Source organism: Alicyclobacillus dauci (assembly GCF_026651605.1).
GTDB lineage: Bacteria > Bacillota > Bacilli > Alicyclobacillales > Alicyclobacillaceae > Alicyclobacillus > Alicyclobacillus dauci.
This window is the reverse complement of sequence record NZ_CP104064.1, coordinates 945,331-967,641: the sequence shown is the minus strand read 5'-3', so window position 1 is coordinate 967,641 and position 22,311 is coordinate 945,331. Positions and strand designations below refer to the sequence as shown.

Here is a 22,311-nt window from a genome sequence, read left to right as displayed (position 1 = left end):
TGCCGTTACCCTGCAAATGGTTCGATACCCCTCAACAGTCCATGAAATATTTCGATGAGTTTGACCGTCTCGTATGTCAGTGGCACAATGATTGTAAGCGTTTGCAAACTTCATCTGGAGAAAATGGAGAGTGACAACCATGTCGATCACACCGCAAGCCCAAATTTCCGCACAAGACAAATCGTACAGTGCTAAAGCACTGGTGTCGATTGCGCTTGCTTGGGCTTTTGACGCAATGGACTTCTCTATTCTCACATTCGTCCTCGTCGACATCATGAAGGACTACGGTGTACCGCTTACACTCGCGGCTGCCGTTTCCTCTGCAACCACGTTTGCCCGCCTCGGCGGCGGCTTCCTCGGTGGGCTGATAGGAGACTCTTGGGGACGGAAAGCAGGCCTTGTCATTTCTATCATTTGGTTTACCATCTTTGAGTTTCTCACCGGGTTCTCTATCGGATTTACACTCTTATTCCTTGTTCGAATTCTGTACGGGATTGGTATGGGTGCCATGTATGCGAATGGTACGCCGATGCTCATGGAAATGATGCCTGCCAAATGGCGTGGATTTGCGTCTGGGCTCATGCAGTCTGGGTTTTCCTTTGGGTATATCTTTGCGGCCATCATCTATCGCGTCTGGTATGGCGATCTCGGATGGCACGCCATGTTCTACATCGCTTGTATACCGGCTCTCGTCGTTGCTATCTATATCTGGGCTCAAGTCCCTGAATCCTCTCGTTGGCGCAAAGAGAAGTCAGCCAGCAAAAGTCATTCCGTTCCCGTTTCCCATTTGTTCAAGGACGGCAACACGTGGAACACAATCCATGCTGCCCTGATTTCGCTCATTGCGTTTGGCGTCACTTACCCTATCAATATATTTTACGCAACACTGCTCAAACAACACGGTCATTTCAGTCCCGCAATAGTCGCGAACACCATCATCATCCTGAACGTAGCCGGTATTATCGGAAATATTCTCGGTGGCTATCTGTCGGATATCATTGGGCGCAGGGCCGTACTCATCATCTCCGCAATTGGTACACTGGCGTGTTCGTTTGTCTTTCAATCCATTTCGACCGACTGGGAACGCAATCTATTTACATTTTTGATTGGCTTGTTTTCGATCGGCGGCGTATGGGCCGCCATTCCCACATATATTGCGGAACACTTTAAAACGACAGTTCGGTCCACAGGTCAAGGCACAACGTATCACTTCGGAGCCGCAGTCGGCGGAGCCATCATACCGCTCATCGTCTCCGGTATCGCGCCTTCTGTCGGTGGTTTAGCGCACGCCATGACCTATTCTGTCGCCATCACGTCCATCCTCGTCATCGTCCTCGCCGTACTGTGGCGAGAGTCCAAAGGTTCAGTACTGGAATAAGTCACTCCCTCAACCCTCCCTCCTAGCCAATCCGTCGACTTTTGCATGCGCCCCACTGTCGGCGGATTGGCACTTGTCATCAAAATTCGGTACGCTAGAGCACAGACAGTTCATCTGTGAATAGGAACGAATCGAATTGACATGACAGGAGACGGACAATGAGTCGACAAGAACGGAAGATGGAGCACGTAAATTTGGCGAAGAACACGTCTTCCATCACACCAAACAGTGATTTTGACGCCATTCGCCTCGTCCATCGATCGTTCCCCGAGACAAGCGTCGACGAAGTCTCCTTAATGACTTCCATCTGCAGCATCGAGTTCCTAAGCCCCATCTATATAAACGCCATGACCGGAGGCAGTCACGAGACCGGTCAAATCAACGAAGCGTTTGCCAAGATTGCCCGTGCAACAGGTATGGCCATGGCTGTCGGCTCACAGCACGCTGGTATTCGGGATCCACAGGTGGCGGAATCGTACCGGATCGTTCGGCGAGTGAATCCGAGCGGGATCGTCATGGCCAACATCGGTGCTGGCGCACCGCCCGACTACGCGAAGAAGGCCGTTGACATGCTCGAGGCCCAATTGCTGCAGGTGCACGTTAACGCGCCGCAGGAACTGGTGATGCCGGAGGGGGATCGGGACTTCCACGGCTGGCTGAAAAATGTGGAGAGAATGGTTCAGTTGAGCCCCGTTCCAGTCATTGTGAAAGAAGTTGGCTTCGGAATCAGCCGCGAGACGATCCGCCAACTGCGCGATATCGGCGTCACGGCAATAGATGTCGGTGGCCGAGGCGGGACGGATTTTACTTGGATCGAGAATCAACGCCGAGCGGACAAAACCTACGATTATTTGCGGGGATGGGGCCTTTCGACAGTGACATCTCTGCTGGAATCCCACCAGGCAGAACAGGACATGGCGGTGTGCGCATCAGGCGGAATTCGCCACCCACTCGATGCCCTCAAGTCATTCGCGTTAGGTGCGTCCGCAGTGGGCATAGCAGGGCCCGTCTTGCGCAGTTTGTTACATGACGGAGTCGAACAGACCATCTCCATGCTTCAGTCCTGGCAGGCTGAGTTGCGAACGTTGATGACCATGGTGGGAGCGACGTCGATTCCAGCCATGTCGGATGTACCGCTGGTGATCCTCGGGGATGTGAAGACTTGGTGCGACGTCCGCGGGATCGACGTGACGCACTTCGCGCGTCGCGGCCAAAGCTAGATTATGAATAAACACATATACCTCTTAATCCAAGCAGCTCACCGTTATCTTGGAGTTTCTCAGTGCCTTCGAAGCTAGTCCACCATTATCCCAAACCAAGTGAATTTGTATATCGATTGACCCAAATCATAGTACCATTTAAACTATTCAGATAGCATCAAGTACAGTATCACTAAGGAGGGGACGCCATGGAGACACGGCTGCGAAAAAATGGATTGTCCTATATTGAATCGATGGGCCTCTCTGTGGCCATCATGGCACCAACTGCAGCAATGGCGCTGAACGGATCATTGGCTGCAGGTACTGTTGGTGTAAGCGTACCGTTAACTTACCTACTTGCAATGATTACGATTGGTCTAGTGTCGTATGCGTTCGTGACATTCAACAAGTACTATTCCAGCAGTGGATCCGTTTACGCATTTACGGGAGCCGCCTTGGGACCAAAAATGGGATTCCTCTCGGGCTGGACGCTTCTACTGACGTATTTAGCATTTACGGGTGCAAGTGTTGCCGAAATCGGGGTTTTTCTGCAATCATTCCTGGCGTTTCTTGGCGTAAGTATCAGTTGGTTCCCTCTGGCTGTGGTAGGCTTGGTGCTAGTGGGTATTCTTACATTCCTCGATGTGCGTGTCAGTGCTCGTGTCATGGTAATCTTTGAGGGTATTTCCGTGGCACTTATCCTTATTTTAGCCGTCGTCATTTTAGGTCGCGGCGGATCGAGTGGGCACCTATCACCACTTCCGTTCTCGCTTGGGGGCAACAAGATGTCATCAATCGGACTCGGCACCGTGTTTGCCTTCTTATCATTTGCTGGGTTTGAGGCTGCTTCCAGTCTGGGTGAGGAAACTGCAAACCCGCGCCGAGCCATCCCACTGTCTATCATGACTGCGGTCTTTGTAACAGGCGTGTTTTATATCGTTGTAAGCTATGCACAGTCCGTAGGATTCGGCCTTGACGCTGGCGGTATCAAGGCATTCGCCGGTTCCGGAGCTCCACTCGGAGATCTAGCTGGAAAGTTCATGTCTTCCGGATTTGCAGCGGCCATTATGTTTGGTGCAACGATGTCAGCGTTCTCAAGCGCATTAGGTTCAGCGACGGCCGGTTCACGTCTATTGTACGCCATGGGACGAGATGGGCTAATTCACCCAGCTCTTGGCCGCGTGCACAACCGGTTCCGTTCACCCTGGGTAGCTTTGGGAGTGGTTGTCGCTGTCAGTTTTATCACCATCGCGGTACTAGCAACCCAGTCAGGCGTCAGTGTATTTGGGTATCTCGGTACAATCGGTGTTCTAGCATTACTCTTGGCGTACTTGGTAACAAACGTTGGGGCTATCTACCACTTTGCAAAGGCGAAGGTCTGGCGTGGGGGCTTTTTGATTATTCCAGTTATCGCCATTCTAGGTCTTGGATACACGCTGTATTCGAATGTTTTTCCCGTTCCTCCTATGCCATATACGCTTTTCCCGTATATCGTCATCCTCTGGATTTTGATTGGACTCGCCATCGTCCTCGCAAGCCCACAGATGGTACGCACCATCTCGGAAAGATTACGGCAAGAAAGTAACGTGAATGTGAGTAGCACATCATCACAACTTGAATCGTAAGGTTACATCCAGGACTCGGAAGCATTGGTTCTTTGCTACCTTTAACTCATCCGGGCGGCAACAATTTTGAAGTAGCCGCCCCTCTGTACGTTGAACATTTAACAACCTTCCTACTGTTTGCCACGTTCGTTACAACGTAATGGCGCTGTGGCACCCTACCAAAAACAATGCTTAGGCAAAAGACCGTATGGCAACTCGATCACTCTACTTGCTCGCTTCTGAAAGATTATCAAAGAGGTCTATCACTTCATCTGTACACATCACACGGCAATAGATCTGGTTCATGATCATGATTTCCGCCTCGTGAAGGGCTTTGGTAGCTGCGCAACAACAGTCCTCGACAAGAATGACGTCAAATCCGGCGTCGGCGAGATTTCTCACAGTAGAAGCGACACACTGGTCGGTGACAACCCCGGTGACCACCACCCACTCAATCCCCATATTTCTAAGGATCCGTTCATAGTTAGTTCCCATCAGCACACTGTCAGTCGTTTTTTCTACGACAATTTCATCGCTCAAAGGTTTTAATTCATCGATGATTTCAGCGCCATACGTGCCAATTGGCAGCAGGATATTGTTCCAACCCGGTCGCCTCTGCACGGGTGACCTGTCACGGCCATCTTTGTGGAAACAAGCGATCCGGCCAAAAGTCACCTCCATCTTTTTTGAGCGAAAATACTCCAGCAACTTTTTGTTATTTGGAATCACAATTTCTTCTAAGCGATTATAGAAATACGCCCATTTATCCCACATACCTTTGCTTCTAGCATCGTCTGCGTCACCGTAATCCTTGTTAACAAACTGGTTTTGCATGTCGACAATCAACAAGGCAGTTTTTCTTGGGTCAGGAGCAATTTTGCTTTCTCCTGCCGGAGCAAATTCATAGTACAACGTCGGTACGCTATATTTTTCTATTTTTATCATCACCTTTTTGAACCTTCTGATGTTTAAATCAAAAAAACTCTAAATCGGACGCTGACGAATGCTTGCATGCATATGGTAATAAGTGGATACGTTCTACTTAGCCCCTAAGTTTTGCGTCCTGGAATTTCTCCAAGTTTGCCTTTTCGAAATACATCATCCATAAATATCATATGACTATCGACTTTCCTTGACAATGTTTGATAGTTTAACAGAGATCCTCTCAGTGATATGTGCAAATTTCTTGAAATCTTCAGCCCAGTCACTAAGTACAAGGAGAGCCTAAGATGTGTAAATATGCAGTGCTCCCTTAAATGCCCAAGGCATGTTGGAATTTTGATTTCTGTTTTCCTTGATTCTCAACACGATATTCCGAAGGCCCAAATTTGCAGTCCCACGTCGTTCATCCGCATAATAGAAAATGTAAACATACTAGACTAGATGAACCAAAGGTGGCTGAACAACGTGGGCTATGATTATTGTTTTGTCTGCGGCGACAAAAATCCGCATGGACTCCATATCAAATTCCAACAAGACGGCGATTCGGTATGGGCTGAGTTTCACTGTGAGGAACGACATATCGGTTGGCCAAACGTCCAGCATGGCGGGATTACATCCTCCATCCTCGACGAAGCGTCGGCATACGTACCCCTGAACATGGGACTTGTAACGGTAACGGCCGAACTCAACATCTCCTTCAAGTCGCCCATCAGAGTCGGCGAAACAGTGCGTGTCGAAGCGCACCCCACCAAAACCACGAAGCGCCTCTTGCTTGTCGAGGCCAGCCTCGTCAGCGACAAAGGTGAGGTCAAAGCGACCTCAAAAGCAAAAATGCTCGTTCTGTCCAAAGAGAAGCAAGAGCAGATGGGGATTGAAGCGGCTCAGTAGTGTGGACTGCGGAAAGGGGCGGACCGGGCCTGGGCTGGGCGTGCAGAAATCGGAGTGTGGCGGCGCGACTTGGTTATCCCGGGTATCCATGAGCGTCGAGTCCACCAAATGCTTACACAAGCTGCCTATTCCCCGCCCCACCATCGACACACCTAGCCGTGTAACTTCAACATCAGCCGCTCCAGCGATCTCGTCAGCACCGACGGCTTCCAAACGTATCCATCGTCACCAAGTAATTCAGCATCCGGGAACCGTTCAAACAACATCTGCAGAGCAACAGTTCCCTCCAACCGTGCGAGCGGGGCGCCCAAACAGAAGTGAATGCCTTGGCCAAATGACAGGTGCCGGCCTGGTTCTCGAGTGATATCAAAACGGTTGGGATTCGGAAACTTGTTGGGATCGCGGTTTGCTGACCCGATCCAAGGCTTGACGTAGTCTCCTTTTCGCATCGTAACGCCCGCGAGTTCCACGTCTTCACGGACGAACCGCTCCGTCACTTGGATGGGCGACTCGAGACGCAGCACCTCTTCAATGGCGTTAGGCACAAGCGTGGCGTCCGCTTTGAGCAGTGCCAGTTGATCTGGATGGGTTAACATCAGAAAGACGGCGTTGCCGATGAGGTTCACCGTTGTCTCGTGTCCCGCAACGAGCATGAGAACGCAGTTGTCGAGCAGTTCATCCTCGGACAGCGACTCGCTTTCGTCGCGGGCGCGGACCATGCCGGAAATGAGGTCATTCTGGGGCTGTATCGATCTCGCCTGGACGATTTGTCGGAAGTAATCACGCAATGCTTCGACTGCTCGGCTGGCTTCGTCCCAGGTCTCGTTGTTGGCGATGAGATCGAGGGATTGAAAGAGCGCGTTTGACCAGTCTCGAAATTGTTCCCGATCCTGCATGGGAACACCGAGCAGCTCGGCAATAATGACGACGGGAAGTGGATATGCGAGGGTGCGGACGAGATCGACGTCCGTGTTGTCTGCCATTTCGTCGAGGAGGAAGCTCGTCGTCTGCTCAATGCGAGGGCGGAGGCTTGCAACCATTTTCGGCGTGAATGCGCGTTGGACAAGACTGCGGAGTCGTGTGTGATCTGGGGGATCGCGAAACAGCATCCAGTTTCGGTGGGACTTAGCCAGGGACATGTGGTTAGGGGAGGGATCGCCAAATTGGCTCGCGTCGAGGTGTTTTCGAGCCTCATGGATAAATCGGTTGTCGCGCAAGACGGCCAAACAATCGTCGTACCGGGTCAAGTGCCACGTGGTAAATGATCGGAATGGCGTTTGTCCCGGCTCGGCCAGCACGGGTGCCGTGGTGCGAAGCATTTCGTAAACCGCGTATCGATCACGCTGCAATTGCCCCATCATGAGACTCATATCCAAGGTGTTTGCTTCCAAGTCCTCATGTCTCCTCCCCAAACATCGGCATCGGAAATTTACAGAACTTACAGACGAATGTATTTTATCATATGATAATTGACGGACAGCAAGAGGTTCGCTAGAGTCTTAGAAAATAAAGACAGTGGAGGGCACCCATGATACACGAAAACCGAGGTCGTTTGCTGATTGCTTGTCCCGATAGACGGGGAATCGTCGCGTCCGTCGCCCAGTTTCTGTATGACCGTGAAGCCAATATCGCCGCGTCTGATCAGTACTCAACCGATGTGGAAGGCGGCACGCTGTTCATGCGGATCGAGTTTGACAGAGACGGACTGGTGACGTATGAAGAACAACTGTGCTCCGAGTTTTCGCAGCTTGCGAAAAGCTATGAGATGGAATGGCGCTATGCGCCCGCGCGTCAACGCAAACGCGTAGCTGTGTTCGTATCCAAAGAGCTCCATTGTCTGCAGGAGCTGCTCTGGGAGTGGCAGAGCGGACAACTGGAATGTGACATTGCCATGGTGGTGAGCAATCACCGAGATGCCGAGCCGCTTGTTCAATCACTCGGCATACCGTTTCACTACATCCCTGTCGATCCCGCCGACAAGACCCGCGCCGAACGCGAACAGTTGCAGCTTCTAGAGGGTAACGTCGACTTAGTGGTACTCGCCCGCTACATGCAAATTCTGTCGGGCGCGTTCCTCGCACATTACCGGGAACGGGTCATTAACATCCACCACTCATTTCTACCCGCGTTTATTGGTCGAAATCCGTACCAACGGGCGTATGACCGCGGGGTGAAGCTGATTGGAGCCACAGCCCACTATGTCACGGAAGACTTGGACGAAGGCCCTATCATCGAACAAGATGTCACGCGAGTGGATCACCGCTACAATGCATCAGCGCTCCGTATCGCCGGACGCCAAGTCGAGAGGGCCGTCCTAGCACGGGCCGTCAAATGGCACCTGGAGGACAAAGTCATCGTTCACGGAAACAAGACCATCGTCTTTGCATAAGTGACGGGCCAATTAAATTGGAAGAAGGTCGCTGCCAAATGGACAACCAAGTTGACGGCGTGAACGTATCGCGGGTGGAGGAACTCAATGCTGGTCACGTTAACGATGTGATGCGACTCATCGATCGCGTTGGGTGGTCTGTTCCAATGGAACGACTGCGGCTACACTTTCGGGTGGGACAAGTACTGGGTTATTTCAATGACAATACATTGGCCGGAACAGTGACCATCTTCCCTTGGCAGAAAGATATTGTTGGTGTGGGAAACCTCATCGTCCATCCGGCGTACCAACGACGTGGCATCGGTCAACGACTGTTGGAGCACGCGATGTCGGCGGGTGACGTGCGGGTTCAACTAATCGCTACGGACGAGGGATACCCGCTATATCGAAAGAACGGGTTTCAGGTGACAGGCGAGATCGTTCGACTTAGTCGAAATGCATCTCCGGGTGCTGACGGGCACCCTGCCATCGTCGATAAGAACACTAGAGTGTACCGGGTCACCCGCGTGTCAGACATGGACGAAGCGGATCTTCAGTGCCTCATTGACTTTGACCGCCGAGTCTCACAGGTGGACCGCGCCACACTGTACAGAGGTCTGTGTCATTCGTTGGACACCTATATCATCACGGCAACAGCGAACTTCGATGAGCTTGGTGGAGCCATTGTCTATGCGCTGGAAGGGGATCGAATTCGAATCGGTCCGGTGCTGGGGCAAACGCCCGCCCATGCAAGACGACTTTTTGAAACCTGCATTGGTGATTTCCACGGACCAGTGAATTTGGATATGCTGGCGGACTCAAAGGAACTATTGTCGGCGGCGGAACGAGCGGGCTTCACCGCCTCACGGACTTCCCCCTTCATGGAACGAGTCGGTTCCTTGCCACCGTTGTCGAATACGGGCCGCTTCGCCCTGTTCGACGCCGCAATGGGTTGAGGCCATAGGCGTTTAGGCGTTTGTCCCCTCGGGGCACCAGCCCTTTCGTTCAGTGCCTACAGGACATATGGTGTGGTGAGCGAAAGGAGGGGGTAAGATGGCCTATCATCCACTGTACCCTGTTGCAAGGCGCTACTTAGGGCGACCCGTGAACGCGCACCACAAAAACGGGCAGGTCTATTCTGGAATCCTTCAAAATGTGACGGATCGTGGCATTTATCTGCTGCCTGTGTCTCACACTTCATATGAGACACGTTCCACCAACTTTTGTACGCTTGGCGAAGCGAAGGATAACCGCGACTTGACCCAGGTTTATTCACCTGCGGGTTTCTTTGCCTTTGGGGCGCTGTCTGGATTGACGCTGGGGGCACTCGCGTCCCGTCCCCCGTATTATGGATATGGCGGATACGGTTACGGTTATCCCGGGTATGGCGGATACTATGGTTACGGCTACGGCGCACCGTACGTCTGGTAAATCCCGTGCTGAAGAAGATGCCCGAGAACGGGCATCTTCTTCGCATTTCATTCGGCGAGTTGCACACCTTCTTGCCACACATCGGCTCCGACGGTGGAGCGAAGTGTACGAGCGGCTGCTCTTAAATACCGTTTGCGCATGGAATGCCACTCAAATGCGACCGCTAACAATGATTTGTCCTCCGCAGACGATGCGGTGATCTGTCGGAGTCCAGCCTCTGCAACTTTGTCGTGTTTCCGCACTTCAACGAAGCACTCAATGGTCATGAGCACCAAAATTTTCTGCGCGTCTCCACCCTCTAATCGGATCAAGTTGCCCGCGGCTGTGTTGCGGTGATAACTGGTTTGGTAGTTTTCACGGTGAACGGTTTTGAGGCTAGTCTGGTTCTGAAACTGCGGAATGTATAACATCTGTGTGACGATGGAGCAAAATATCTGTTCTGCTCTGATACTTAGATTTAAATAGTGCAATACCTCCGCATATGGTGCTTGAGTGACTCTTGTGTCGATCATTTCCCCAATCTCCCCTAAACTTCTGATGAAATAGTTTCAAACTGATAGACGAAATATAAGTAGCATATGGATAAAATGCCTATGTGGTGAAAGCCATTTGTGCATAACTTAAATTGAATTTTCAGATTTATTCAGGTGCAGAATCAACCCGTTTGTGTTATGTTTGACACGAATACAGAGAGAAACTTCACTAGGGAGGTTTTTGCTTGGACATTCATGTTAACGAAACTGCAGCAGCCTGGCTCAAAGACGAATGGGGACTACAAACTGGTGACGCCGTTCGCATCATGACGCGCTACGGAGATTCGGCGACTCAACCAGGATTCGCGTTGACTTTGTCCCTGGAGAAACCTGATGACGTGGCATCCCTTACAGAGCGTGACGGCATTCGAGTATTCGTGAAGGAACAGGACGCCTGGTATTTTGACGGCCATGATGTATATGTCAGCTACGATACGCAAGCGGACGAATTGTCATTCGACGTCCGTTAAGCGGTCTATCACGTATATAAAAAAACCGGCACAGAACCTGGAAATCCAGTGATGGAACCTCCAGAACCTGTGCCGTTGTTCATTGCGCAACCCATTCATGTCAGAACGTCTAGCGCTTTCGCGACTCTCCTGGCAACCAACTTTACTATCTGAGGATGAATGCCGAGGTGGCGTGCAATGCGTACGTCCGCGTCTGGGTGCTCTTCTCTCCAAAGGCCCACACGCCTCGGCAACGTGTCCGTTAACCACCCACTAAACCAAAGATACGGCATGATGACCAGTGAACGCACGCCTCGGTCCACAAGTGAATCCAAACCGCTCTCCATGGCCGTGCCCGTGCCAGCCAGGAATCCAACATCAACTGTCGATCCCGGAAAATGACTGTGTAAATCTCTCGCCACTTGCATAAACGCGTCTTGTGCTGACTTATCCTTGTTGCCTCGACCGAGGAGCAGAATGCCGACCCCAGCCGACGGATCCGAGAAACAGTCCATGACTCGGGTAAAAAGTGCATCCATCATTTCCCGTTCCGTGCCGAACGGATCGCCTAAATGAAGCGTGACATCTGGGAATTGCTCGTTGGCCCGAGCGAGTTCTACGGGAATGTCCTCTTTTATGTGTCCAGCCGCAAATAAAAACAAAGGAATACAGACGATGCGGGTCACACCTTGGTTGGCCATCGTCCGAATTCCTTCGATAATATCTGGTGACTGTAGTTCGAGAAAAGCGTACCCAAAAACAAGGCCTGGTGTCGAGTCGACTTGCGACAACACTTGCTGAACGAATGTAAGGAACTCATCGACACCGTGTTGTCGTCGTGTGCCGTGGCCGATGAACAAAACGCCCGTTGTCACAGGGCACCGACCGCCGCCATGACAGACGCCGCACTCCACCACAAGTCGCCGAGGACTGAAGGGAACCCCTCCGCATCCATCGACTCTAAGCTTTCCTCGACACGCACCGCTGAAGCGAGGCTCGCAAACTCGGGTTTCAGTACGTTCTCAACGATTTCCGATCCCGGTGCACACCACAAAACATCCGCTCCGCCCGCCAACCAGTCGCGTGCGACGCTAATCCAAGGAGAGAAACGCTGCTCCCCGACAGGACGAAATGGATGCACGGTCAATTCGCGACTAAGGCCTTGGTTGGCCCGAATCGATCCGGTGGTCAACCCAGTCTGTTCCTCGAACCACCACAGTGTCACTGTGGAGTTCATGAAAATTTGCGTGCCAACCCCATCTGCGACAATCCCATACGTTTCAAGGGCCGATGCAACAGTCTCATTCGCGGCTCCGAAACAAACATTGGCGAGACGACGCAAATCCATCCGCTTCATCTTCAAATGCCTGAAGAATCGATCCACCGCGAGTGGCGACTGAAAATACACACCAAATCGCGCGTCCGGTTTATCCAACATTTGCAGAATCGCCGCAAAGCCATCGTTCAACGCCTTTGTGATCTGTTCCGTGCTGAGAACAAACGCTTCTGCACCCAAGACCTCAACGGCTTCTGCCATTCGCTCAACTTCCGAACGCGTGCTCGCCGCGAGGAAAATCCGTTTGCCCATGAGTGGAAGTTGCTCGTACCAGGCGAGCTTTGCACGCTCTTTGACAACGTCCCCGACAATAATGACAGCCGGTGACTTAAACTTCGCTTGCCGAACTTTGCCGACAATGTCCGCCAGTGTGCCAACAAGGGTCTCCTGGTTCGCTCGCGTGCCCCAACGTACCAGAGCAATGGGTGTCTCCCCTGGTTTTCCCGCAGTGAGGAGTCCCGTTACAATCGACGGTAACTGTCGGACACCCATGAGAATGACCAGCGTTCCCGAAGCCTTCGCATAAGCATCCCAGTCGATCCCGCTTCCCTCGTCACAAAGATGCCCTGTGACGACAGTAAACGACGGGGACACGTTGCGGTACGTGACAGGGATTCCTGCGTACGCTGGTACACTGACAGCGGATGTGATGCCCGGTACCACTTCGAAGCGGATACCCGCTTCAGAAAGTGTACGAGCTTCCTCGCCGCCTCGACCAAAGACGCACGGATCGCCGCCCTTCAAGCGGACGACGTTCAGCCCGCGCTTCGCCAGGGAAACGAGAAGTTGTTCGATATTTTCTTGAGACAGGGTGTGATCGTCCGCCGATTTCCCCACATAGTAGAGTTCAACATTCGGCTTTGCGTACGCGAGCAGCCGTGGAGAGGCGAGTCGATCATAGACGATGGCATCTGCCGCTTCGAGACATCGTTTCCCCTTGATTGTGAGCAGTCCTGGGTCACCAGGTCCCGCACCGACTAAGAACACCGTTCCATCTGCCATCGCATCTCACCCCTCCTCACGAAACAGGTACAAATCGCTCCTGCAAGGCCTCAATCCCCACGCGGTTGCAATAGTCGCCAAACGTTTCGGCCGGAAGGCGTTCTTCGCGGAACGCTTTCAAAATGGGATACACTGTACTGACCAGTTCCTCTGCGGGAACCATTTCACGAAATAGTTGGTTCGTCCTGGTTCCCTCAGCGCTGGCACCCAAGAACAAATCGTACTTACCGATGACACGCCCAACAAAGCCGATCTCGGCAATATACGGACGCGCACAACCATTTGCGCACCCGGTCATACGGATGGAAATCGGCTCGTCGCGCAGTCCCAACTCAGCCAACGCACTCTCAAACTTCCTCACAATGGCCGGCAACGCACGTTCAGACTCAGCGATACCGAGTCCACAAGTGGGCATGGATGGACACGCCATGGAGTGCACGAGCACTGGGGTTTGTTCCTCAACCAATTTCACGCCAGCGTCTCGAAGTTTGCCTTCGATCTCGCTTGCCATCTCCTCAGTCAACCCGGTCAAAATGAGGTTCTGCTGGGTCGTCATCCGAACGCCAGGTTGATATGTTGTCATGATGTCTCGGAGTACGGATTTGAGCTTCATGCTCTCCGTATCGTGAATCCGGCCGTTTTCGATGAAGAAGCCGAGGTGAACTTGACCGTTCGCGCCGCTCATCCGTCCCAAGTGGTCATGCGCGGACTTCCACTCGATCTCCCGTGGCAACGCGAGAGCATGACCGAGTCGGGCCTCTGCTTCCGTACGGAACCATTCGATCCCACGCTCCTGAACGAGATACTTCATTCGTGCGAATTTCCGATTTTCACGGTTACCGAAGTCCCGTTGAATGGAAATGACGGTACGGCATGTTTCAATGAGCTCATCCGGTTTGACGAAGCAAAACGCCTGGGCCAAGAAAGGGTGCGTGTGCTTATCACTTGCCGTGCGCCCCATTCCACCGCCAATAGCCAGCGTGTAGCCCTCGACCTCGTCGCCGTCACGATGCGCGATAATGGCGATGTCGTTCGAATATACGTCGCAGCAATTATCCCCCTCATACGTAAAGGCAATTTTAAATTTGCGCGGGAGATACGCTTCACCGTAAAGGGGATCTTCAGGACTTGTTCCGTCCGACAGATCCAACTTTTCGCCGTCAAGCCATATTTCGTGGTACGCGTTCGTCTTCGCCGACGTCGCATCGACCAACTTCAGCAAGTCTTGGCGAACAGCGTCATAGAACGGACCTTCGTGTGGTGCAGCACAGGATACCGTGTTGCGCACCTGGTCCCCGCAGCCACCGAGGGTAGTGATGAGAACTTCGTTGATCCCTTTGATGGTTTCCTTTAGATTCGCTTTGAGAATCCCGTGGAGTTGGAACGTCTGGCGTGTCGTGATCCGCATCGTGCCGTTTCCGTAATCGTCCGCCAACTTGTCAAACTGGAGATATTGGTCGGCACTCAAGACGCCGCCGGGGATCCGAGCTCGAATCATCATCGAGTAGGCTCGTTCCTTGCCTTCCTTCGTCAATTGACGACGAAGGTCCCTATCATCTTGCTGATACGTCCCATGGAACTTCAGAACTTGGATATTCTCTTCCGAAAAGTGACTGGTACCATCTTGAAGCGCTTCGACAATCGTCCCACGAAGATAATTGCTGTTGCGTTTGATGATTTCGATCTTCGAGAGCTTACCTTCCTGCCCCATCCCTTTTCACCTCACTAGACCATGAGAAATGAACAGCTTCGTGCTTGGTCATCAAGCAGTTGGATGCAAACCACATTCCGTCTTGTCAAAACCTGCCCAACGTCCACTCCGTGGGTCTTCACCTGGCTTCACGGGCTTGGTGCAATGCAGGCAGCCAATACTTGGATAGTTTTGGTCATGAAGCGGGTTGTACGGAACCTCATTCTCCTTGATGTACTTCCACACCTGACCCTCCGTCCAGCGAACAAGCGGGTTAACTTTGACGAGCCCAAACTTTGAATCGACTTCAAACACGCGAGTATTGGCGCGGGTTGGTGCTTGATCGCGACGGATGCCCGTGATCCAGCCATCGTATTCCGACAACACCTGTTGTAACGGTTGCACCTTGCGGATGCTGCAGCACTGATTCGGGTCTCTTTTCCACAACGCATCCCCGTGTTTCGCCGCTTGTTCTTCAAGGGTGAGCAGAGGCAGGACTTGGCGCAAGTTCGGGATGCCATATTTCTCAACCGCTCTGTCCCGTAAGTCGTATGTCTCTTGAAACAAGACATTTGTGTCCAAATAGAAAACATTCGCCGTCCGGTCGATCTTCATCAACATATCCAGCAGAACAACGTCTTCCGCACCAAAACTGCACGCAAAAGTGAGGTTGGGTATACGCCTTAGCGCTTCCTCTATGATTTCCTGTGGCGACGCTGCTTCAAAGCGTTCTGCCAACTCTTCGATTTCCTGAGCGGTCAGTACGAGATTATTGTCCAACCATTTCACCCCAAATTCCGATAAACATTTCGGTAATTAACCTTGGGGAGAATATAATACTGGGGAAGCGCAATGTCAACGAGAATTGCGAAACTTTAATCCCAGACCAGGAATTCATGTCCACAACCCGAACTTTTCGTTCAAGTCAACTCAACGGAATTGGAGGCTTCATCATGTATTTTGCGGCTTTCCTGAATCTCCAAAATAAAACCTGTCTCGTCGTGGGGGGTGGCAAAGTTGCCGAGCGAAGAATCGGCAAACTCGTCCGAGCCGGTGCCAAAGTGACGGTTGTGAGTCCGGATTTAACAGCGACTTTAGCGGAATGGGCTGAACAGGGTGTGATTGTCCACCGTGATCGGCAATATCAGGCTGCCGATCTCGCCGGTGCACAGCTCGTCTTTGCGGCAACCAATGTGCGTGAGGTGAATGATCGCGTGACGGACGACGCAAAACGTCAAGGAGTGTGGGTGAACGTAGCCGACAATCCCGACGCCTGCGATTTCATTGTTCCGTCCGTCGTCGAGCAACCATCCGTTCACATTGCCATCTCCACGCTGGGTGCGTCACCTTCCACGACGAAAGCGCTACGCGAAGCATTGGAAGCCGACCTCGCAGACGGAGGGCGGCGATTCTACGAACAGTTGGAGCATCTAAGGGGCAAAGGTTTGGGAGCGGGGAACGAATGAGTCGATGCTCAGGGATTTTTTCGTTCCTCCGACAAAATCCACTGAATACCGGCCTGAAGGACATCGTCCTCGGACGAAAGGTCTCTCCCCTGTTCAGGCAAGGCTAAATATTTACAAAAATCTGGCATATTCTCCTCAACTGGCTGTTGGGGTGCAATACCGACCTGCTCAATTGGCTGCCCGGTCTTAAGTACGCGCTCTTGCCAACTCGAGATCTGAACCTGCACACCAGAGATCACTGGATACAATTGGGGGTGTCCATCTGCTCCCATGGAACGGGTACCAAATGTGCGAACGTTGGGGGCGGCTTCTAGATGCGCGATGAACATCTCTGCTGAAGAAGCGTTCTCTCCGTTTATCAGCACCGCAGTCGGTGCAACGATTCTTGGTTGAATGGGCGCCAACAAATCCTTCTCCCAGGCACCAAACTGATTGTTTCCGGAGTACAACCTAAATTGTAGAACAGACGTTGGTTTATCATACAGGTGGCTTGCAAACCAACTGCCCGGTGCACTATTTCCTCCAGAATTATTCCTTAAGTCGAACACGAGCCCCTTTGCGTGCGTTATTTCACTCATATGCGGCTGAATCTGCTGCTGTAGATCGTTGGACATGTGGGAAATACCTTTTCGCTGTCCCAGTCGATCATTTTTTCCTGAAAATCCGGATAATTCGTGTCGAAGAGAGTCCAGACTCTATCAAAGACAGCTTCCTTTTCAGCTTCAGTAGGGTTGCCTGTAGGTTTGAGTGTGGCGAGATCGACCGTGCTGACCGCGACAGCAGAATTTGCAACGTCACCAAAAGCCTCGTATCGCCGCAGGACCACAGCTGCCACTAGTAGTACACCTACGACCAGTGCATAGGAAACTGAGTACCACGACCTCAACCGATTCATTCCCATTCTCCTCTTAACCTTTTCGCCGTGCATCCCATTATGTTCTTATCAGCGTGCATTCGTCGTGACTGCTTGGCCATCCCAAACATAATTTGTTAACAACTTAAAGACAAGGAGGCCGGAACGTGACTCGCACAAGGGTAAAAACTTACCAATACAAGGTCGGTAAAAACAAATACCTTGTTATCAAAATATATCAAACGTCAACGGCGAAGGCGAAACGAGGGAACGTGTTGGCGAGTAACGCCGTCAATGTTCAAATTTTCAAGAAACAAAAACGGCACTAAGAAAGCAGAAATGCCGTTCAGGTTCGACATCTGAATCCTGCTTTGAAAGGAGGTGAAGTCATCGTGAGCAGACGTAGAGATCGCATCCGTGTCTGGCAACGTGCTAGAGCTAGAGTAAGACAAGGCAATGCCTTTGCACTCAACGGTTCCAACGTAAACACGAGACGCTTTCACTAAGTAGGCAAGCAACTAACGTGACACGGCCGGGAAATGACCGGCCGTGTCTTGCGTTTGTCATGCTTCTCTCCAGGGCGCCGGAATAGGCCGACTGCCACGGACGGTTGTGAGTATCGTGTGGACTACTCTGATGCTTTTGAAACGCTCAATGTCATTTCCGGGTCAGTTAGACGTGCCAAGCAGCGTTTCGATGTCCGGGACTATGTCCTTGGGTGACACCGTTGGGGGATATCGCTTGACGACGCGACCTTGTGGACTTACCAAGAATTTCGTGAAATTCCACTTGATCATCTCGGAACCCGCGAAGCCGGGACACTCTTTTTTGAGGAACCGATAGAGCGGATGCGCGTCGTGGCCGTTCACCTTCACTTTAGCGAAGACAGGAAACGTGACACCATACCGATCACGACAGAACGTCTGAATTTCTTCGCTCGAACCGGGCTCCTGACCAGCGAATTGGTTACAGGGGAAACCGAGTACAGAAAACCCTCGACTTGCATATGTGGTCTGCAACTGTTGAAGGCCAGCGTACTGCGGTGTAAACCCGCAGCGGCTAGCCGTGTTGACAATCAGTAAAACTTGCCCCTTGTATGCCTGTAACGACTGCACCTCACCGGTGCTCGTCGCTGCATGAAAGTCATAGACAGTCACCATTACTCTAGCACTCCCCTGCACGGCAAGTAGGCTCAAACCATCGCTCTGCCAGTGGAACTCTTCCGACGTCATTAAGCCGGTGTACCCGTAGCTTGCGAGTCGGCTTGGTGCGTGGACTGGAAGTTCTGGGTATTCGTGAAGAACTGGTTTGTCAACCAGTCTGTTGTCGTCTCATCGGCTGTTGACCAAGTCGGATCAGCCAACACCCATTTCGATCCGTCCCACGCCTTGACCCACTCGTGGTTGTCGCCGTTTTGGTTCGCTGGATCCGTCGTACCCGTACCGGAGTCAGTGACCCGGCCCTGAATGGTCTCCGCTCGGATCCCGATTGCTTTCAACATCGATGCTTCGACCTCCGCGTAGTCTTCACAAATCCCGAGCTTCGTCTGCCAAGTCTGTAGAGCGTTTTGGAAGCGGTAGCCTGTTGGTTGCAATTCAGACTGATCGTACACGACGGCGTCAGCGACATAATTGTTGATGGCCTCGATGGCTGCATCCGTACTGCCTGCAGCGAGATCGAGTGTCTTTGCCACTTGGCCGAGCACCGGATCGACGTTGAAATTCATTTTGGCGGAAGCGAACAGGTCCATTTCCGCTTGGCTGGGAGGCGTTGCCGTCGCCGGTATAAATACGTTTACAGTTTGCGGGTTATCTACCGCGTCCTGTCCGTTACCCCAGTTGGTCATGTCCTTCGTATACTGCGTGAACAGCGTGAGTTGAACGTTCTTGCCAGACTCCGGAGACCGAACGTCAGCTGCGAAATTGCCTTGGCTGTTCACCGGGATCGCGTACGACCATACGGGCATGTCCGGGTTTGCCCCAAACGTTACTTCCACCTCGTGAAGTCCAGCAGACGAATGCCCAGAGATAGGAATCCATCCGTCGCTTGTGGGCGGATAAACGGAGAACGTTGTGCCTTGGCTGTTTGTCACAGTGGCTTTCGGTTTCGCACCACTCATGGCAGACAACGGTCGAATCCCCGATGAGCCCACAGGGAGTGATGGACTTGCAACAGGCAATGAGCTTTCACCCACGACAACAACCATGGGCACGGAGTACGTTCCTGTGGCTGTCTCTGACTGAATGGTGTAGACGCCCGGTTGGCTTGCGACGAACGTAGCCGCACCAACTGGTTGCGGGTTCCCGTCGCCAGTGTCGATGGTGAAACGGTGATTCGTGTCGGCTTCAACAGTGGCATTCGAGTTGTTCACGAGCCAGTTGATGTGCGCCGGATCGAGGCCGTTATTCTGCTGCCATGTGAACAGATAGATGGGTTGGCCCGGGCGAATGTCGTCCATGGACGCATTCGACTGCTGCGTGGTCACTGGATTGCCTGTCTGGGCAGATATGTACAGACTGTCCGAAGCGCGATCAAAAAAGACAGATGCATTGTCAACCGTTGGTGCCGGAGCGGGTGCGGGCCCTGGCGTGCTGGCGGATTGTGAAGATTGGTTGGGGTCTGCCGTTAACCTTGCCTGACTCGTGTCCACGGCCCAATCTGTACCGTCCCAAGTGCTGGTGACATTGAAAGCATCGAGCAGCTGCATGATGTACCAAATCGGCATGAAGGTGGTTGCTTTGCCGGAGGCGGGATCGGTCGTGACGACAGACTGAACACGCTCAACGACAACGCCGTTCAATTTAACTGTCGCTCCGCTAGTACCCGACGTCAGCAGGTGTGGGCTGACGGACACGGAACTTGGCAGAGTCAAATCCCACTCGTGACCATTCCACTGGTTGGTTACGTTGAACGAATTGAGGAGCTGCATAACATACCAAATCGGCATATATGATGTATTTTGATAGACAAGACCGTATGGTCGAGACAGGGTTGTCCCATTCACGTCAATTTGTTTCTTGAGTAGTTGAAAGTGTGTTGCAGCCTGCGCGGTTGGCGCGAACTGACCCGCGCAGAGCCCGGATATCAGGGCTGTAGCGGATAGGAATGTTACTATACTGCGCTTCATGATGGCTTCCCCTCCGTCTCAACTATATCACTCCGAAAGCTACGGTGGTTTGGCAGATCTAGCCGCAGTGAGGTTTCTAATTTAGTAGAGCCAGTAGAAGAACTAGCGATATGCGACCAATGCACCTGAATGTTTATCCCCCATATAGTGTGTCAGGTAAACCGTAAGGTGGGATAAGGATGCGTAATAAGAAATCACAAATCTCGGAGTTTCAGCACGGACCGGAGCGGCTTGAAGAACGTCCACCCCATACGCAGCATAGAGACTGGCAAAGCTTATATCCGACCGAGATCATTGTGAACGGCCCAAGAAACCGTAAGGCGGTCTCTCTAACGTTTGATGACGGTCCAGACGATGTTTGGACGCCACGAATTTTATCTGTGCTTGCGCAATATAGTGTGAAAGCGACGTTTAACTGTGTTGGGCAACGGGTGCACCAAAATCCACAAATGCTTGGGCGTATTGCAAATGAAGGACATATCCTTGGCAATCATAGCTGGGACCATCCGAACTTCACAAAAATTCCGGTGTCAGAAATAAGAAGCCAAATTGAGCGCACTTCTGAAGAAATTCAGCGTGTTGTTGGGGTACGTCCTCGATACTTCCGTCCCCCTTATGGTGCGATGAATCAAGAGGTAATTGAAGAGGTCATCAAGCTCGGATATAAAATCCTCTACTGGGATGTCGACAGCCTGGACTGGGCGGGATTGAGCGGGCCACAAGCCGCTGCAAATGTACTTGCACATACAAGACCGGGTTCCATTATTTTGATGCATTTCGCAGGCGGACGCGACCAGAGCTTACAAGACACGGTTGACGCGTTGCCGTATATCATCCTTACGCTGCGGGAAGAAGGATACAAGTTTCAAACGGTTCCACAATTGATTCACGAGCCAGCGTACTCTGCCCTTGAATGAAAACCGGGATTTAGACTCGGTTTTCGCCCTCGCGTTCCTCGTCATCATATTGGCTCCGCAAAAAAAGAACCGCAACTGCGCGAAGGCAGTGCGGCTGCTTACATTGAGCACAGATGAACCACGGAACTACTCTCCCGTACGGTTCTCCGACTCATTCTGTTCTTCATGGTCGTTTCTCTGAGGGGCCTCTTCGTCATCTGTTTTGATCATCGATCTCAGCGCCTCTCGGTACGCGTCATCAGTCGTCACCGGGAGTTGCTTCTGCGTAGGTCCCGGGAGTTCCCCACGCATCGTCCGACGAAGTGCCTCGCGGTATGCCTCATCTGCCATACTGTACCAACGTGTGCCCGCCTTCGATGGCGGGTCATCATCAGACACGTAGACTGAGTCGTAAACTTCGACATCCTGCCGGGTTTCTTGCTCCCGCGACTGCCTTTCACGACGAAACGCACGCATATTCATGACGACGAAAATCACGCCGATCACAACGACGACCGCTATAAATATAACGAGAAACGTCACCCTATCACCTGCCCAAGTGATTGCATCCAATGCCGTGTACTCCATATGTTTAGGATACAAACTTTCTGGTGACTTCGGCAACTCGTTGCCCTAGGGCGCGGCCTAAAGCGAGATCGGATTCCTTCGGCATATTCATCGGTGCGTCCGCGGATAGTTCTACTGGGCAGGTGATCCCGACGCCATAGTAAGAGCCATACAGAACGTTTTCCTTCACGTTGCCTGGTAAACCAACGATGATCATGCCATTGTGGAGCATGGGCGTAAGTAAGTTCCACAACGTCATTTCGATCCCGCCGTGAACCGTCGCGGTCGTACAGAACGCTGCGCCCACTTTGCCAACCAGTTCTCCCTGGGCCCACATGTACCCCAGTTTGTCGATCCAGGCCTTGAGCCCAGCACTGATGGTGCCAAAATGACCGGGGCAGCCCCAAATAATTGCATCCATGTCTACCAGGTCGCGCACGTTCGCCTCAGATACGTGACGCAACACAACTTTTGCCCCGTCAACTTGACGGGCACCTTCTGCCACTGCACGGGCCAGCACTTCCGTATGCCCCGCTTCGCTATCGTAGACGACGTATATATTCATGGCCACGTGCAACCTCC

Annotated in this window: 24 protein-coding genes and 1 riboswitch; of the genes, 11 read left to right on the top strand and 13 right to left on the bottom strand. The window is 52.2% G+C overall.

Annotated features, from left to right (window positions below):
• The first annotated feature begins 139 nt into the window (after positions 1-139).
• The 3 genes from NZD86_RS04800 (at position 140) to NZD86_RS04790 (ending at position 4,202) form a co-directional block, all read left to right on the top strand.
• Entirely contained in the window at positions 140-1,378 is a 1,239-nt protein-coding gene (locus tag NZD86_RS04800; protein WP_268045356.1) for an MFS transporter, read from the top strand.
• A 158-nt stretch (positions 1,379-1,536) separates the two neighbouring features.
• Positions 1,537-2,598 (top strand): type 2 isopentenyl-diphosphate Delta-isomerase, encoded by a 1,062-nt coding sequence (gene fni, locus NZD86_RS04795; RefSeq protein ID WP_268045355.1) that lies wholly within the window; start codon positions 1,537-1,539, stop codon positions 2,596-2,598.
• 188 nt (positions 2,599-2,786) lie between these two features.
• Positions 2,787-4,202 (top strand): APC family permease, encoded by a 1,416-nt coding sequence (locus NZD86_RS04790; RefSeq protein ID WP_268045354.1) that lies wholly within the window; start codon positions 2,787-2,789, stop codon positions 4,200-4,202.
• Between the two features lie 204 nt (positions 4,203-4,406).
• Here the strand turns inward: NZD86_RS04790 and NZD86_RS04785 are convergent, their stop codons facing one another.
• Entirely contained in the window at positions 4,407-5,126 is a 720-nt protein-coding gene (locus NZD86_RS04785) for a cysteine hydrolase family protein (protein WP_268045353.1), read from the bottom strand.
• Positions 5,127-5,197: 71 nt separating this feature from the next.
• Positions 5,198-5,276: riboswitch (cyclic di-GMP riboswitch) on the bottom strand.
• A gap of 312 nt (positions 5,277-5,588) precedes the next feature.
• Between NZD86_RS04785 and NZD86_RS04780 the strand changes: the two genes are divergently transcribed.
• Entirely contained in the window at positions 5,589-6,011 is a 423-nt protein-coding gene (locus tag NZD86_RS04780; protein ID WP_268045352.1) for a PaaI family thioesterase, read from the top strand.
• A gap of 152 nt (positions 6,012-6,163) precedes the next feature.
• On the opposite strand, the gene NZD86_RS04775 is transcribed toward NZD86_RS04780, so the two are convergent.
• Positions 6,164-7,402, bottom strand: coding sequence for a cytochrome P450 (locus tag NZD86_RS04775; protein ID WP_268045351.1), 1,239 nt, complete (start codon positions 7,400-7,402; stop codon positions 6,164-6,166).
• Positions 7,403-7,539: 137 nt separating this feature from the next.
• On the opposite strand from NZD86_RS04775, the gene purU reads away from it, so the two are divergent.
• The 3 genes from purU (at position 7,540) to NZD86_RS04760 (ending at position 9,810) form a co-directional block, all read left to right on the top strand.
• Positions 7,540-8,400, top strand: coding sequence for a formyltetrahydrofolate deformylase (gene purU / locus NZD86_RS04770; RefSeq protein WP_268045350.1), 861 nt, complete (start codon positions 7,540-7,542; stop codon positions 8,398-8,400).
• A gap of 38 nt (positions 8,401-8,438) precedes the next feature.
• Positions 8,439-9,335 (top strand): GNAT family N-acetyltransferase, encoded by an 897-nt coding sequence (locus NZD86_RS04765; RefSeq protein WP_268045349.1) that lies wholly within the window; start codon positions 8,439-8,441, stop codon positions 9,333-9,335.
• A 97-nt stretch (positions 9,336-9,432) separates the two neighbouring features.
• Positions 9,433-9,810: a hypothetical protein gene (locus NZD86_RS04760; RefSeq protein ID WP_268045348.1), complete on the top strand. Its 378-nt coding sequence runs from the start codon at positions 9,433-9,435 to the stop codon at positions 9,808-9,810.
• A gap of 47 nt (positions 9,811-9,857) precedes the next feature.
• On the opposite strand, the gene NZD86_RS04755 is transcribed toward NZD86_RS04760, so the two are convergent.
• Complete coding sequence (locus tag NZD86_RS04755) at positions 9,858-10,322, bottom strand: hypothetical protein (protein WP_268045347.1); 465 nt, start codon at positions 10,320-10,322, stop codon at positions 9,858-9,860.
• A gap of 206 nt (positions 10,323-10,528) precedes the next feature.
• On the opposite strand from NZD86_RS04755, the gene NZD86_RS04750 reads away from it, so the two are divergent.
• Positions 10,529-10,813: a HesB/YadR/YfhF family protein gene (locus NZD86_RS04750; RefSeq protein WP_268045346.1), complete on the top strand. Its 285-nt coding sequence runs from the start codon at positions 10,529-10,531 to the stop codon at positions 10,811-10,813.
• Positions 10,814-10,908: 95 nt separating this feature from the next.
• Here NZD86_RS04750 and NZD86_RS04745 read toward each other — a convergent pair whose 3' ends face one another.
• From NZD86_RS04745 to NZD86_RS04730, 4 genes are read right to left on the bottom strand one after another with little or no spacing between them, the layout of a single operon-like run.
• Positions 10,909-11,667: a sirohydrochlorin chelatase gene (locus tag NZD86_RS04745; RefSeq protein WP_268045345.1), complete on the bottom strand. Its 759-nt coding sequence runs from the start codon at positions 11,665-11,667 to the stop codon at positions 10,909-10,911.
• The gene (gene cobA / locus NZD86_RS04740) at positions 11,664-13,130 is read right to left on the bottom strand and encodes a uroporphyrinogen-III C-methyltransferase (protein WP_268045344.1); all 1,467 of its coding nucleotides are present in this window, start codon (positions 13,128-13,130) and stop codon (positions 11,664-11,666) included. Before cobA ends, NZD86_RS04745 begins: the two co-directional genes overlap by 4 nt.
• Positions 13,131-13,146: 16 nt before the next feature.
• Positions 13,147-14,841 carry an NADPH-dependent assimilatory sulfite reductase hemoprotein subunit gene (locus NZD86_RS04735; protein ID WP_268045343.1) on the bottom strand — a complete coding sequence of 565 codons (1,695 nt, stop codon included), beginning with the start codon at positions 14,839-14,841 and terminating at the stop codon, positions 13,147-13,149.
• 51 nt (positions 14,842-14,892) lie between these two features.
• The gene (locus NZD86_RS04730) at positions 14,893-15,600 is read right to left on the bottom strand and encodes a phosphoadenylyl-sulfate reductase (RefSeq protein ID WP_268045342.1); all 708 of its coding nucleotides are present in this window, start codon (positions 15,598-15,600) and stop codon (positions 14,893-14,895) included.
• Positions 15,601-15,773: 173 nt separating this feature from the next.
• Between NZD86_RS04730 and NZD86_RS04725 the strand changes: the two genes are divergently transcribed.
• The gene (locus tag NZD86_RS04725) at positions 15,774-16,286 is read left to right on the top strand and encodes a precorrin-2 dehydrogenase/sirohydrochlorin ferrochelatase family protein (protein ID WP_268045341.1); all 513 of its coding nucleotides are present in this window, start codon (positions 15,774-15,776) and stop codon (positions 16,284-16,286) included.
• Between the two features lie 8 nt (positions 16,287-16,294).
• Here NZD86_RS04725 and NZD86_RS04720 read toward each other — a convergent pair whose 3' ends face one another.
• Both NZD86_RS04720 and NZD86_RS04715 read right to left on the bottom strand, forming a co-directional pair.
• Positions 16,295-16,900, bottom strand: coding sequence for a S41 family peptidase (locus tag NZD86_RS04720; RefSeq protein ID WP_268045340.1), 606 nt, complete (start codon positions 16,898-16,900; stop codon positions 16,295-16,297).
• Entirely contained in the window at positions 16,861-17,181 is a 321-nt protein-coding gene (locus tag NZD86_RS04715; protein WP_268045339.1) for a hypothetical protein, read from the bottom strand. Before NZD86_RS04715 ends, NZD86_RS04720 begins: the two co-directional genes overlap by 40 nt.
• A 125-nt stretch (positions 17,182-17,306) precedes the next feature.
• On the opposite strand from NZD86_RS04715, the gene NZD86_RS04710 reads away from it, so the two are divergent.
• Positions 17,307-17,468: a hypothetical protein gene (locus tag NZD86_RS04710; RefSeq protein WP_268045337.1), complete on the top strand. Its 162-nt coding sequence runs from the start codon at positions 17,307-17,309 to the stop codon at positions 17,466-17,468.
• A gap of 339 nt (positions 17,469-17,807) precedes the next feature.
• Here NZD86_RS04710 and NZD86_RS04705 read toward each other — a convergent pair whose 3' ends face one another.
• Both NZD86_RS04705 and NZD86_RS04700 read right to left on the bottom strand, forming a co-directional pair.
• Positions 17,808-18,296: a glutathione peroxidase gene (locus NZD86_RS04705; RefSeq protein WP_268046790.1), complete on the bottom strand. Its 489-nt coding sequence runs from the start codon at positions 18,294-18,296 to the stop codon at positions 17,808-17,810.
• A gap of 74 nt (positions 18,297-18,370) precedes the next feature.
• Complete coding sequence (locus tag NZD86_RS04700; RefSeq protein WP_268045335.1) at positions 18,371-20,266, bottom strand: transglutaminase-like domain-containing protein; 1,896 nt, start codon at positions 20,264-20,266, stop codon at positions 18,371-18,373.
• Between the two features lie 179 nt (positions 20,267-20,445).
• Between NZD86_RS04700 and NZD86_RS04695 the strand changes: the two genes are divergently transcribed.
• Complete coding sequence (locus NZD86_RS04695) at positions 20,446-21,183, top strand: polysaccharide deacetylase family protein (protein ID WP_268045333.1); 738 nt, start codon at positions 20,446-20,448, stop codon at positions 21,181-21,183.
• Positions 21,184-21,309: 126 nt separating this feature from the next.
• Here NZD86_RS04695 and NZD86_RS04690 read toward each other — a convergent pair whose 3' ends face one another.
• On the bottom strand, positions 21,310-21,750 hold the full coding sequence (locus NZD86_RS04690) for a hypothetical protein (RefSeq protein ID WP_268045332.1): 441 nt from the start codon (positions 21,748-21,750) through the stop codon (positions 21,310-21,312).
• 4 nt (positions 21,751-21,754) lie between these two features.
• Complete coding sequence (locus tag NZD86_RS04685; RefSeq protein ID WP_268045331.1) at positions 21,755-22,300, bottom strand: NAD(P)H-dependent oxidoreductase; 546 nt, start codon at positions 22,298-22,300, stop codon at positions 21,755-21,757.
• Positions 22,301-22,311 lie beyond the last annotated feature (11 nt).

Excerpts from the sequence above, each read along its gene's own strand:
- NZD86_RS04690 (WP_268045332.1), bottom strand. The coding sequence starts at position 21,750 with ATGGAGTACACGGCATTGGATGCAATCACTTGGGCAGGTGATAGGGTG.
- NZD86_RS04790 (WP_268045354.1), top strand. The coding sequence starts at position 2,787 with ATGGAGACACGGCTGCGAAAAAATGGATTGTCCTATATTGAATCGATG.
- cobA (WP_268045344.1), bottom strand. The coding sequence starts at position 13,130 with ATGGCAGATGGAACGGTGTTCTTAGTCGGTGCGGGACCTGGTGACCCA.
- NZD86_RS04725 (WP_268045341.1), top strand. The coding sequence starts at position 15,774 with ATGTATTTTGCGGCTTTCCTGAATCTCCAAAATAAAACCTGTCTCGTC.
- fni (WP_268045355.1), top strand. The coding sequence starts at position 1,537 with ATGAGTCGACAAGAACGGAAGATGGAGCACGTAAATTTGGCGAAGAAC.
- NZD86_RS04765 (WP_268045349.1), top strand. The coding sequence starts at position 8,439 with ATGGACAACCAAGTTGACGGCGTGAACGTATCGCGGGTGGAGGAACTC.
- NZD86_RS04715 (WP_268045339.1), bottom strand. The coding sequence starts at position 17,181 with ATGAATCGGTTGAGGTCGTGGTACTCAGTTTCCTATGCACTGGTCGTA.
- NZD86_RS04760 (WP_268045348.1), top strand. The coding sequence starts at position 9,433 with ATGGCCTATCATCCACTGTACCCTGTTGCAAGGCGCTACTTAGGGCGA.
- NZD86_RS04755 (WP_268045347.1), bottom strand. The coding sequence starts at position 10,322 with ATGATCGACACAAGAGTCACTCAAGCACCATATGCGGAGGTATTGCAC.
- NZD86_RS04695 (WP_268045333.1), top strand. The coding sequence starts at position 20,446 with ATGCGTAATAAGAAATCACAAATCTCGGAGTTTCAGCACGGACCGGAG.
- NZD86_RS04700 (WP_268045335.1), bottom strand. The coding sequence starts at position 20,266 with ATGAAGCGCAGTATAGTAACATTCCTATCCGCTACAGCCCTGATATCC.
- purU (WP_268045350.1), top strand. The coding sequence starts at position 7,540 with ATGATACACGAAAACCGAGGTCGTTTGCTGATTGCTTGTCCCGATAGA.
- NZD86_RS04785 (WP_268045353.1), bottom strand. The coding sequence starts at position 5,126 with ATGATAAAAATAGAAAAATATAGCGTACCGACGTTGTACTATGAATTT.
- NZD86_RS04735 (WP_268045343.1), bottom strand. The coding sequence starts at position 14,841 with ATGGGGCAGGAAGGTAAGCTCTCGAAGATCGAAATCATCAAACGCAAC.
- NZD86_RS04720 (WP_268045340.1), bottom strand. The coding sequence starts at position 16,900 with ATGTCCAACGATCTACAGCAGCAGATTCAGCCGCATATGAGTGAAATA.
- NZD86_RS04800 (WP_268045356.1), top strand. The coding sequence starts at position 140 with ATGTCGATCACACCGCAAGCCCAAATTTCCGCACAAGACAAATCGTAC.